This window comes from Phocaeicola sp. RTP21359st1_B8_RTP21360_211022 (genome assembly GCF_040911965.1).
GTDB classification, from domain to species: Bacteria; Bacteroidota; Bacteroidia; order Bacteroidales; family Bacteroidaceae; genus Phocaeicola; species Phocaeicola vulgatus.
Map to the genome: position 1 here is coordinate 48,126 of NZ_JBDFXP010000034.1, position 12,142 is coordinate 60,267.

The 12,142-nt window shown below is 41.9% G+C and carries 9 protein-coding genes; 7 read left to right on the forward strand and 2 right to left on the reverse strand.

The window, feature by feature from the left end; all coding sequences use genetic code 11:
• The first annotated feature begins 26 nt into the window (after positions 1 to 26).
• The 7 genes from AB5062_RS16340 (at position 27) to AB5062_RS16370 (ending at position 9,928) form a co-directional block, all read left to right on the forward strand.
• Positions 27 to 1,352 carry a TolC family protein gene (locus tag AB5062_RS16340; RefSeq protein WP_005845557.1) on the forward strand — a complete coding sequence of 442 codons (1,326 nt, stop codon included), beginning with the start codon at positions 27 to 29 and terminating at the stop codon, positions 1,350 to 1,352.
• Positions 1,353 to 1,375: 23 nt separating this feature from the next.
• Entirely contained in the window at positions 1,376 to 2,398 is a 1,023-nt protein-coding gene (locus tag AB5062_RS16345; RefSeq protein WP_005845555.1) for an efflux RND transporter periplasmic adaptor subunit, read from the forward strand.
• 81 nt (positions 2,399 to 2,479) lie between these two features.
• The gene (locus tag AB5062_RS16350) at positions 2,480 to 5,650 is read left to right on the forward strand and encodes an efflux RND transporter permease subunit (protein WP_005853103.1); all 3,171 of its coding nucleotides are present in this window, start codon (positions 2,480 to 2,482) and stop codon (positions 5,648 to 5,650) included.
• Positions 5,651 to 5,722: 72 nt separating this feature from the next.
• On the forward strand, positions 5,723 to 6,016 hold the full coding sequence (locus tag AB5062_RS16355) for a PG0541 family transporter-associated protein (protein ID WP_005845549.1): 294 nt from the start codon (positions 5,723 to 5,725) through the stop codon (positions 6,014 to 6,016).
• Positions 6,017 to 6,152: 136 nt separating this feature from the next.
• Entirely contained in the window at positions 6,153 to 7,520 is a 1,368-nt protein-coding gene (locus AB5062_RS16360; RefSeq protein WP_011964672.1) for an SGNH/GDSL hydrolase family protein, read from the forward strand.
• A complete protein-coding gene (locus AB5062_RS16365; RefSeq protein WP_368326917.1) occupies positions 7,507 to 8,469 on the forward strand; it encodes an SGNH/GDSL hydrolase family protein in 963 nt (320 codons plus the stop codon). Before AB5062_RS16360 ends, AB5062_RS16365 begins: the two co-directional genes overlap by 14 nt.
• Positions 8,441 to 9,928: an MBOAT family protein gene (locus AB5062_RS16370; RefSeq protein WP_005845544.1), complete on the forward strand. Its 1,488-nt coding sequence runs from the start codon at positions 8,441 to 8,443 to the stop codon at positions 9,926 to 9,928. Before AB5062_RS16365 ends, AB5062_RS16370 begins: the two co-directional genes overlap by 29 nt.
• 56 nt (positions 9,929 to 9,984) lie before the next feature.
• Here the strand turns inward: AB5062_RS16370 and AB5062_RS16375 are convergent, their stop codons facing one another.
• Both AB5062_RS16375 and AB5062_RS16380 read right to left on the reverse strand, forming a co-directional pair.
• Positions 9,985 to 10,722, reverse strand: a complete 738-nt coding sequence (locus AB5062_RS16375) for a hypothetical protein (RefSeq protein WP_005845542.1) — start codon at positions 10,720 to 10,722, stop codon at positions 9,985 to 9,987.
• A gap of 33 nt (positions 10,723 to 10,755) precedes the next feature.
• Positions 10,756 to 10,944: a hypothetical protein gene (locus AB5062_RS16380; protein WP_224205187.1), complete on the reverse strand. Its 189-nt coding sequence runs from the start codon at positions 10,942 to 10,944 to the stop codon at positions 10,756 to 10,758.
• Between the last annotated feature and the right edge of the window lie 1,198 nt (positions 10,945 to 12,142).

The window sequence follows — 12,142 nt, forward strand, 5'->3', positions numbered from 1 at the left end:
AGTCACTAAATAAAGAATAATAGTTAATGAAATTTTATTGCAAACCTACGTTAACCTTGTTTTTGCTGCTTTATGTAGCAATACAAAGTGCACAAGCACAAGACACATTGAGGATTACCTTACAGGACGCAGTCCGGATAGCATTGAGCGACAATCCCACCATTAAAGTCGCCGGTCAGGAAATCCTGTTAAAGAAAGAAGCCCGTCGGGAAGCTTATGCCGGTCTTTTCCCAGAAGCCAGTTTGGTGGGCAGTTATTCACGAGCCATAAAAAAGCAGTCATTCGCCATGATGGGAGAGGTGATTGAAGTCGGTACAGATAATACTTATAGTGGTGGTCTGTCTGTTAGTCTGCCTGTCTTTGCTCCGGCTCTTTACAAAAGTATCAGTTTGACAAGTACAGATGTGAACCTGGCGGTAGAGAAATCACGTGCTTCACGTCTGGATATGGTAAATCAAGTGACCAAGGCATTTTTTCAGTTGCTTTTGGCACAGGACAGTTATGAAGTGCTGCTTAAAAGTTATAAGCAGAGTGAAGATAATTATAATGTGGTGAAAGCTAAATATGAACAGGGGACTGTCAGTGAATATGATAAGATTAGTGCGGATGTGCAGATGCGCAGCTTGAAACCGACCGTGGTGTCTGCCCGTAACGGAGTGAATTTGGCAAATTTGCAATTGAAGGTCTTGATGGGAATGGAGTCTGATGTAAAGGTAGCGGTTGAAGGCAATCTGAAGGATTATGAAATGTCTATGTTTACTCGTCAGGCAATGCCTCGTCCAGACAATTTGACAAATAACAGTACGTTGAAGCAATTGGAACTGAATGCATTGCAATTAAAGCAGACGCTGAAGTTGCAGTATACCAACTTTATGCCGACCCTTTCTGCCAGTTTCCAATATATGTATACTTCAATGAATGATAATTTCAAGTTCAAGGAATACGATTGGAGGCCCTATTCTACTATCGGCCTGAATCTAAGCATTCCTTTGTTCAAAGGAAGTAATTTTACTCAATTGAAACAGACCCGTATCCAGATGAAACAACTGGAAGAGAACCGTATCAATACAGAGCGGCAACTCACTATGCAAGCTACCGGTTATTTGGATAATATGGCCGCTAGTACGGAACAGGTGGTAAGTAATAAAGAAGCTGTCTTTCAGGCGGAGAAAGGGCGTACTATTGCCGAAAAAAGATATGAAGTTGGAAAAGGAACTATCTTGGAATTGAATAGTTCGGAAGTGGCTTTAACAGAGGCCCAACTGACTTATAACCAGTCCATCTATGACTATCTGGTAGCTAAAGCTGATTTGGATTTAGTCTTAGGCATTGATGAAGTAACGGAACAATAACACATTAACATAAAGATAACAGTATGAGAAAATATTTTCAATTCGCAGCTTGGCTGGTGGTAACTATGCTGGGGGCATGTTCAGGTGGAACGGAGAGTAAGGAAGCTGCTGATACCGCTATGGAGGACAAACCGGTAGTCCGGCTTGCTTCCGTAACTTCCCGCGATGTAGATCAGATAGAGGAATATACTGCCACTGTTGAAGCGGAAGCGAAAAATAATATAGCTCCGACCTCTCCCGGGCGTATAGACCGTATTTTTGTTGAAGTGGGAGACCATGTATCCAAAGGACAGAAATTAGTACAGATGGATGCGGCAAATCTGAAACAAATGAAATTGCAATTAGAAAATGAAGAAACGGAATTCAGACGTATGGATGAACTGTACAAAGTGGGTGGAGCTTCCAAATCTGAATGGGATGCAGCAAAAACAGCTTTAGATGTACGTCGTACTTCCTATAATAATTTGTTGGAGAATACGCAGTTGTTAAGCCCTATTCATGGAGTGGTTACAGCACGTAATTTTGATAACGGTGATTTATATTCTTCCGCTTCCACTCCTGTGTTGGTCATTGAACAGATCACTCCGGTTAAACTGTTGATCAATGTATCCGAACCTTATTTCCCGAAAGTGACTAAAGGTATGATTGTAAAGGTGAAATTTGATGTGTATGGTGATGAGGAGTTCGAAGGGAAAGTTAGTTTGGTGTATCCTACTATTGATGCTGCTACTCATACTTTTCCTGTAGAGGTAAAATTGGCTAATACCCGTCAGCGTATACGTCCGGGAATGTTTGGCCGTGTGACTGTGAGCTTTGGTACATTGCGGCATGTGGTGGTTCCTGATCAGGCTATTGTGAAACGTGCCGGTTCGGGCGACCGTTATGTATATGTCTACAAAGACGGTAAGGTTTCCTATAATAAAGTAGAATTGGGACGTCGGATGGGAACCGAATATGAATTGATTTCCGGGGTGGAGGATAATTCGCAGGTGGTGGTTGCCGGTCAGACCCGTTTGGCCGATGGTGTGGAAGTGGCAGTAAATTAAAAATTGAGAATTAGTTGATAATACTCCATATTTATTTACCTATATATGATTTTTTAGTTCTTAATTTTTAATTTAACAAACATGAGTTTATACGAAGGAGCGGTTAAAAAACCGATTATGACCTCGTTATGCTTTTTGGCCGTAGCGATCTTTGGTCTGTTCTCATTGTCGAAACTTCCGGTAGACTTGTATCCCGATATTGATACCAATACCATTATGGTTATGACATCTTATCAGGGTGCCAGTGCTTCCGATATAGAGAACAACGTAACCCGTCCGTTGGAAAATACGTTGAACTCGGTTAGTAATTTGAAACATATTACATCCAAGTCTTCAGAAAATATATCAGTTATCACTTTGGAATTCGAATATGGCTATGATATTGATGTGTTGACTAATGATGTGCGTGATAAATTGGATATGGTGAGTTCGGAGCTTCCCGATGAAGTCAATACTCCGATTATCTTTAAGTTCAGTACGGATATGATTCCTATCCTGCTGTTGTCCGTTCAGGCAGAAGAAAGTCAGCCGGCTTTGTATAAGATATTGGATGATAATGTAGTAAATCCTTTGGCTCGTGTTCCCGGTGTGGGAACGGTGTCCATTGCCGGTGCGCCGAAGCGTGAGGTGAATATTTATTGTGATCCCAACAAACTGGAAGCATATGATCTGACGATTGAGACCATCAGTTCCATTGTCGGGGCTGAAAATAAGAATACTCCGGGTGGAACTTTCGATGTGGGCAGTAATACCTATTCCTTGCGTGTGGAAGGAGAATTCAAGGACCCGAAAGAAATGGAGAATATCGTAGTGGGTATACGCAATGGTGCTTCGGTGTATTTGCGTGACGTGGCAACGGTAGTCGATTCTGTAGAAGAACGTGCTCAGGAAACCTATAATAACGGGGTGCAGGGAGCCATGATTGTTGTACAGAAACAATCGGGAGCAAACTCAGTGAACATTTCCCGGAAAGTAATGGATCAGTTGCCTAAGTTACAGAAGTCACTGCCCAGTGATGTGAAACTGGGGGTTATTGTGAACACTTCGGATAATATTTTGAATACCATCGACAGTTTGACGGAAACTATTATGTATGCCATTCTGTTTGTGGTCTTGGTGGTATTTGTTTTCTTAGGTCGTTGGCGTGCTACGGTGATTATCTGTATCACTATCCCCATGTCATTGATTGCCTCCTTTATTTATTTGGCTATCACGGATGGGGGATCTCTGAATATTATTTCTTTGTCGTGCCTTTCTATTGCGATTGGTAATGTGGTGGATGACGCTATTGTTGTTTTGGAAAACGTAACGACCCATATCGAGCGTGGCTCCGAGCCGAAACAGGCGGCTATCCATGGAACAAATGAGGTGGCAATTTCTGTTATCGCATCCACATTGACCATGATTGCGGTATTCTTCCCGTTGACGATGGTCAGTGGTATGTCGGGAGTTTTGTTCCGTCAGTTGGGCTGGATGATGTGTGTCATTATGACTATTTCTACTATCTCGGCTCTGTCATTTACTCCGATGATGTGTGCGCAGATGCTTCGCTTGCAAAAAAAACAAAGTAAGTGGTTTGTCACATTCTACAAACCGATAGAACGTGCGTTGGATGGATTGGATAACTGGTATCAGAAACGTTTGAACTGGGCTGTCCGTCACCGCAAGACCATTATTGCCGGTTGTTTCGGGTTCTTTCTGCTGAGCCTGATTTGTGCGAAAGGAATTGGTACAGAGTTTTTTCCGTCACAAGACAACAGTCGTATTTCTGTTCAATTACAATTGCCTATCGGAGCTCGCGTAGAGCGTGCCCAGGCATTGGCCCAGGAGCTGACCGAAAGGTGGCTGAAGAAATATGAAGGGGTGATGCGTATCTGTAACTATACTGTGGGACAGGCTGATGCGGATAATACTTGGGCTTCTATTCAGGATAATGGTAGCCATATCATTTCATTCAATATCAACCTTTATAATCCCGATCAGCGTTCTGTTACGTTGGCAGAAGTCTGCGATGGTATGCGTGAGGATCTGAAAGCCTATCCCGAACTGGATAAAGCCCAGGTTATCTTGGGTGGTAGCAGTGGAGGCATGGGTGGACAGGCCACTGCCGATTTTGAAATCTATGGATATGATTTTACAGAAACAGATAAGGCAGCCGCTGAATTGAAAGAAGCTTTATTGAAAGTGAACGGTGTGTCTGAGGTGAATATCAGCCGTCAGGATTATCAGCCGGAATATCAGGTGGATTTTGATCGTGAAAAACTGGCTTTACATGGTTTGAATCTTTCTACAGCAGCTTTGTATCTGCGTAACCGTGTTAATGGTGCTTTATCTTCTTACTATCGGGAAGATGGTGACGAATATGATATCAAGGTGCGTTATGCTCCCCAGTTCCGTACCAGTATTGAAAGTTTGGAGAATATTCTGATTTATACCAATGAAGGTAAAGCAATTCGGGTGAAAGATATCGGCACGGTAGTGGAGCGTTCAGCTCCTCCTACTATTGAACGTAAAGACCGTGAACGTATTGTAACAGTATCTGCTGTGATTTCAGGTGCGCCTTTAGGTAGTGTGGTGGCAGCGGGTGAGTCTATTATTGATAAGATGGATTTACCTGGCGGTATCAGTATCCAGGTGGCAGGGTCTTATGAGGATCAGCAGGATTCATTCAGCGATCTGGGAACTTTGGCTGTTTTGATTATTATATTGGTATTTATTGTAATGGCTGCCCAGTTTGAGTCTCTGACCTATCCGTTTATCATTATGTTCTCTATTCCGTTTGCATTCAGTGGGGTATTGATGGCATTGTATGGAACGGGGACTACATTGAATGTCATGAGTTTGTTGGGAGGTATCATGTTGATTGGTATCGTAGTGAAGAATGGTATCGTGCTTATTGATTACATTACCTTATGTCGTGAGCGGGGTATGTCTGTTATTCATTCGGTCGTTGTTTCGGGCCGTAGTCGTTTACGTCCGGTTTTAATGACCACTTTGACCACTATTCTGGGCATGGTGCCGATGGCGATAGGAGGAGGGGAAGGTTCTGAAATGTGGCAGCCTTTAGGGGTGTCCGTAATCGGTGGTTTGACTGTATCTACCGTGCTCACCTTGATTTTGGTTCCGGTGCTCTACTGTTCATTTGCGGGTACAGGTATCAAGCGTAACCGTAAGAAGATGAAAGCTTCCCGTGAACTGAATGACTATTATCAAGCACATAAGACGGAGATGACCAAAGGCAAAAAAGAATAATTAATATAGTTGTTATCCGGATTGAAATGAATAGGAGACCGGATGACAGAACTTAAAATAAAAAATGGAATAATGAAATCAGTTTTCATCACTTTCGACCAAGCTTTTTACGAACGTATTCTGGCGTTGTTGGACCGTCAGAATTGTCGTGGATTCAGTTATTGGCAGCAGTTGCAGGGGCGCGGCTCTGTAAAAGGAGAACCGCATTATGGCAGTCACGCGTGGCCCAGTATGTGCTCGGCCATTATGACAGTGGTAGATGATACCAAAGTGGAGCCTTTATTGGACGCTTTGCATAAAATGGATAAGGAAACCGAACAATTGGGATTACGTGCTTTTGTGTGGAACATAGAAAAGACGATTTGAATCTGTCTTTTCATCATTAAAGAAAAAGACTGTTGCCCTCTTTCTGGCGCAGTCTTTTTTCTTTTTTTAGCCTCTATCATGAAGTACTCCGTCTAAAAAATCACTACTTTTGCGGTTAATTTACAAATATAGCAATATGAAAAACTATATACCGGCCACTTTTCTTCTCACTCTTATTGTAGTAGGAGTGTTAATGGGGCTGTATTTCCTCCCCTCCATGTCGGTGGGCGGCAAACCGTTGCGCAAGGTGGACCTGCTGGCTGATATCCGTCCGGATGTGGAAGAAGAAGTATGTGATTCCGACACCATTGTCCTTCCTCCTCCTGTAAAACCTATTTTTGTGGATACATGTAAAACGGGTATTACCTGTATTGAGGATTATTCGGATTCCACCATGCGGGGAATGAAACATTTTTATGAGGCACTTTCCAAAGTGAAAACCATGAAACGCCCTGTGCGTATCGCTTACTTCGGTGATTCTTTTATAGAAGCTGATATTTTTACTGCCGATTTGCGCGAAATGCTTCAACAAGAATTTGGTGGTTGCGGAGTGGGATATGTTCCTGTAACCTCTTCCATCAGCGGTTACCGTCCTACGGTACGCCATACTTTTGGGGGATGGAGCAGTCATTCATCCAATGACTCCGTTGGTTTTGATAAAATGCAGCAAGATATTTCCGGACATTATTTTTTTCCTCGTGAAGGTGCTTATGTACAGTTGAAAGGACAGAGTAAATACGCTTCCCGACTGGATACCTGTGAGGTTTCTACTTTTTATTTCCTGAATAAAGGTTTTGCCGCTGTCCGTTCTAAAGTGAATAATGCTGCGGAAGGAGAGTTACATGAGGAAGTAGGAACAGGAGGTGTGCAGGCTGTTTCGGTGAGAGGAAGGATAGGACAAGTACGGTGGAGTGTGGAACAAGCTGATTCTGTTACTTTCTATGGAGTGGCTATGGACGGCAGGCAGGGAATATCTTTGGATAATTTTAGCGTACGTGGTAGCAGTGGGCTTCATTTACGTAGTATTCCTTTACATACGCTTTGCGATTTCCAACGTCTTCGTCCATACGATTTGATTGTGGTCCAATATGGTTTGAATGTGGCTACGGAACGGGGAGTAAAATACGATGGCTATAAGAAAGGGATGCTTTCGGTGATAGAACATTTGAAGACTGCTTTTCCTGAAACCAGCATTTTACTGGTCAGTGTGGGTGACCGTGAATATAAAAACGAGAATGGAGATCTCCGCACCATGCCCGGAGTCAAGAATCTTATCCGTTATCAACAGTCCATTGCGGCTGATAGCCATATCGCTTTTTGGAATATGTATGAGGCAATGGGAGGTCAAGGAAGCATTGTCGATATGATCGGGCAAAAAATGGCGAATCTTGATTATACCCATATCAATTTTAAGGGAGGCAAGCATTTGGCAGGTATCTTATTTGAAACATTGATGTATGGCAAAGAGCAATATGAAAGACGGAAAGCTTATGAGGAGGAATAACAGATTTCCTGGTCTGTCCGGTATAGCAATGGTATTGTTCCTGTTCTTGCTGTTTCCATGTCTTTATGCTCGGGATGCTATTCCGGCATTGTCCCGGCCGTTGGAGCCGCTTCGCATACCCGGTGAAACAAAGGAAATGCATCGGGGTATGCGGCTGATAACAGTACATGATTCACTTCCGGCGAGTTTTACTCATTCTTTGGATAATGTGATAGAAGATGAGAACCGTTCGCTTTCTCCTTTCTTTCAAAAGTTGAATGATATGACAGGACCGGTACGGATAGTCCATATAGGTGATTCTCATGTGCGGGGGCATCTTTATCCATTAATAACCCGTCGTCGTCTGGAACATGATTTTGGTGCTGAGGCTGTTTATCCTGATGTTATTTCATATCGTACCGGTGGGTTGGCACATGAAACGGGCGAACCGGGTATTGTTTATCATATGATTGGCATTAATGGAGCTACTTCTGTTACTTTTTCTGATGATGAAAAAATAAAAGAAATAGCTTCTTTGCATCCCGATCTGATTATTGTTTCTTTTGGAACCAATGAGGCACATAGCCGCCGTTATCTGGCTCAGGCTCACAAAATGCAGATAGGCAGACTGTTGGGTATGTTGAAAGCAGCCTGTCCTGAAGCGGCTTTTTTACTGACTACACCTCCCGGAGCATACGTGGGACGTCGTCGTGCACGTACCATTAATCCGAGAACCGTAACGGCGGCGCGTATTATAAAGGAGTATGCACAAGAGAATAAAATGGCAGTTTGGGATATGTATAATATAGTAGGAGGAAAGACAGATGCTTGTCGTAACTGGACGAAGCACCACATGCTTCGTGCGGATGGCATTCATTTCACTCCCGATGGATATCGTTTACAAGGTAATTTATTACATCAGGCACTGATTAAAGCGTATAATGAATATGTGGCAACTGGATTGGAGTAAACTGGCTGAGGTATTGACTTATAATGCCAAGCAACCGATGATTTTTAGCAGCGGCTTGTTTTTGTTTCTGTTTTTAGGCTTTAGCCTGATTTATATGTTATTGCAGAAGAAGGATACGGCACGCATCCTGTTTGTAACGCTGTTTTCTTATTATTTTTATTATAAGAGTAGCGGTTTTTATTTTTTCTTGCTGGGGGTGGTGACAGTGACGGATTTCTTGCTGGCAGGGCGTATGGCGAATACCGAAACTCAATGGAAACGGAGGGTTTTGCTGCTGGCAAGTCTGGGAATAAATTTAGGATTGCTCTGTTATTTCAAGTACACCAATTTCTTTTATCAGATACTGGCTCCTTTGTGGAATGGGAAATTCCAGCCGTTGGATATTTTCTTGCCGGTGGGAATATCGTTCTTCACTTTCCAGTCTTTAAGTTATACCATAGATGTTTACCGTCGTGAGCTGGTTCCTTTGAACAGGTTGCTGGATTATACATTTTATGTGTCTTTTTTTCCGCAGCTGGTAGCGGGGCCTATTGTACGTGCCCGCGATTTTATTCCTCAAATCAGGCAACCGCTGTTTGTTTCCTCGGAGATGTTTGGCACTGGTGTTTTCTTTATCATCAGCGGATTATTCAAGAAAGCTGTAATCTCCGATTATATCAGTGTAAATTTTGTGGAACGTATTTTTGATAATCCGGCTCTTTATTCCGGGGTTGAGAATTTGTTTGGTGTATATGGGTATGCTTTACAGATTTATTGTGACTTTTCCGGATATAGTGATATGGCTATCGGGTTTGCTTTGCTGTTGGGTTTCCGTTTCCCTATGAATTTTAATTCGCCTTATAAAGCCGATAGTATAACCGATTTCTGGCATCGTTGGCATATCTCTCTTTCTACATGGTTGCGGGATTATCTTTATATCTCATTGGGGGGAAACCGCAAGGGGAAGGTACGTACTTATATTAATTTGTGCCTTACTATGTTGTTAGGTGGTTTGTGGCATGGTGCATCTTGGAATTTTGTGATATGGGGAGGATTTCATGGAATAGCACTGGCTGCACAGAAATTCTGGCGTAACTTGCTGCATAAGCCTAAGACGGCTACCAGTAAGGGCATTCGTAAATTTTTTGCAGTTCTTATTACTTTCAATTTTGTTTGTTTCTGCTGGATATTTTTCCGTAATACGACTTTTGAAGCTTCGGTTGTTATGTTGAAGCAGATATGTACAGCTTTCCATCCCGAGGTATTCATGCAGCTGATAGAAGGTTATTGGAAAGTGTTTGTTTTGATGGGAATAGGGTATTTGCTACATTTTGCTCCTGATAGTTGGCAGAATGCGTGTTGTCGTGGAGTGGTAAAATTACCTTTATTGGGAAAGGCATTATTGTTGGTAGTACTGATTTATTTGGTTATCCAGATAAAGAGCAGTGATATTCAGCCGTTTATTTATTTCCAGTTCTAACGGAATAGTTATCAAATCGGGGGTCTGACTAGCTATCTTTTCAGACACCCTAAATACTATTCTAGTAAGTATTTATTAATACATCTACGATCCCAATTTATACCTCTCTTTACAATTTTTGCAGGGATACCTGCTAATATTATATTCGGTTCGTTGAATACTTTGGTTACAATACTTCCCCAACCCACAATACTGTTATCGGGTATTTTTGTATTTTTACCGATCTTTACATCTTTCCCTACCCATACATGCTTGCCTATTTCTATACTTTGAGCAAAATTAATCGGTTCTCCCTTTAAATTTGTTATAGTATGTGCGTCGGTACACCAAATATCAATGCCCCAGCTTAATTGACTGTCTTCTCCTATGCTAACATTTGATTTATCTTCTTGTAAATATAAAGTAACTCCATTGATAACTACACGATTACCTATATCAACTCTACAATTATTGGCAACTCTTGAAACACCAGCTCCCAAACCGGGCAACTGGCCGATGATGAGTTTTAGTCCACTCATCCCTAGTATGTTGGAATAGCGTAAAATGATTGTTCCTAAATTAACCGTGTTATTGTTTCCCTTGATAATCAATAGAAAACCTTCGTTAAGAAGTAGTTTTTCAACATTCTCTTCTGAATCGAAATGCATGGAAACATGATTGTTGTTTCCTGTAATTATGATATGGGATTGATGGATGATTTGATTGAATTGTTCATGATGGGAGGATATACAATCTATTTTCTTATGTGGTAAAATAATTGTAATTTCATTGCCTTGACCGTTGATGTTTTTCATCTCATCCTAATTTAATGGATTGTACAACTTTTTTTATTTTATATTTGAAGAGTATTCTTGTATTATCGCGTTGGTTAGTTTAGAGAATATTTCCGGAGACAGTAAATAAAAAGGAGTGTCTTCTTTTTCTTTTTCAAAGCGTATAAATAGATGTTTGATGTCTCGAACTTCCGGATATTCATAAGCTTCTATTCTTTCTATATGTATTCCTTCTTGTTTCAATTGTTTTAATATGTGTTTCCATTGCTGCTTGGATAGGAACCGGCATACATCATATAAGGAGAGGGGTGTTCCGTCCGAAGCTGTTATGATAGTAGAAGTTATATTCATTTTGATGATTTGATGAGGACAAATATAGCAATAAAAAATTATATAGTTTATGGGGGCATTGACTAAATGCCAGAATATTATTTATTTTCAGTTCCCTTTATGATATAAAGTGGGGATGAAACTTGCAAACTTGCAAAACTTGCAGCACTTCCACACCCACACACGTGCGCGTACATTATAATGTGGAAAAATGAGAGAACATAAGGAGAATGTGACAAGCAAGGGTTGGAGGAGGACAAACGGACGATGCAGGGGAGAGCTGAAATGGAGGAAAGCATGACGGAGCACAGAAAGTGGAGCGGGGAAAAGGGAGAGATGTGACAGGATCTTTGGTGGAAAGAGGAGGGACCGTATAAGAAGAAAAAAGGAAAGCGGAAGACAGAAACCGGAATCGGACAGACACAGGTGGCAAAGGGATGACTGCCCGAATCTTCAGCAGGTACTTGTATAGGCCGGGCCTTCCGCCAATCATGCTGGTACAGCTTGTACAATCCTGGGGAGAACAAGCTGTCGGCATGAGGAATAACGCGTTATCAATCTAAATGGAACACGTTACTAACGTGCAGGCCTGTATGTTAGTAACGTATAGGGCCACACGTTACTAACTTTACGGAACACATGTTACTAACCTTTCGGAACATATGAACTGTATGAAGACGCACGGCATGGCATCCTGTTCCGAGGCACTGTCCTGCCAGAAGACCTGCCAGCTGCTGTTCTTCAGCCGGCACTGGCTGTAGTAATGGTCTTTTAAAGAAATCTCCTCATCAAGACGCATATATTTCGCAAAAGAGAAAAAGCGTGAACAAGAAAACAGGAGGAGATCAGATCATTCACAGATCACAATAAAGAAATAGAGTGGAATTCTGGAACATATTATTTTGTTGCATTATAATGTACGCGCACGTGTGTGGGTGTGGAGATGCTGCAAGTTTTGCAAGTTTGCAAGTTTGCCTTCCGTTTTTCCGTCTTTTCTTGTTTTTCGTCTGCTGTTTTCGTATGGGCCCCTTCCTTTTTTCCGTCCTTATACGCGCGTGCGAATATTATAATGTGTGTGTCTTTTTCCTCCGGTGTCCTCCGTTATAAAAAC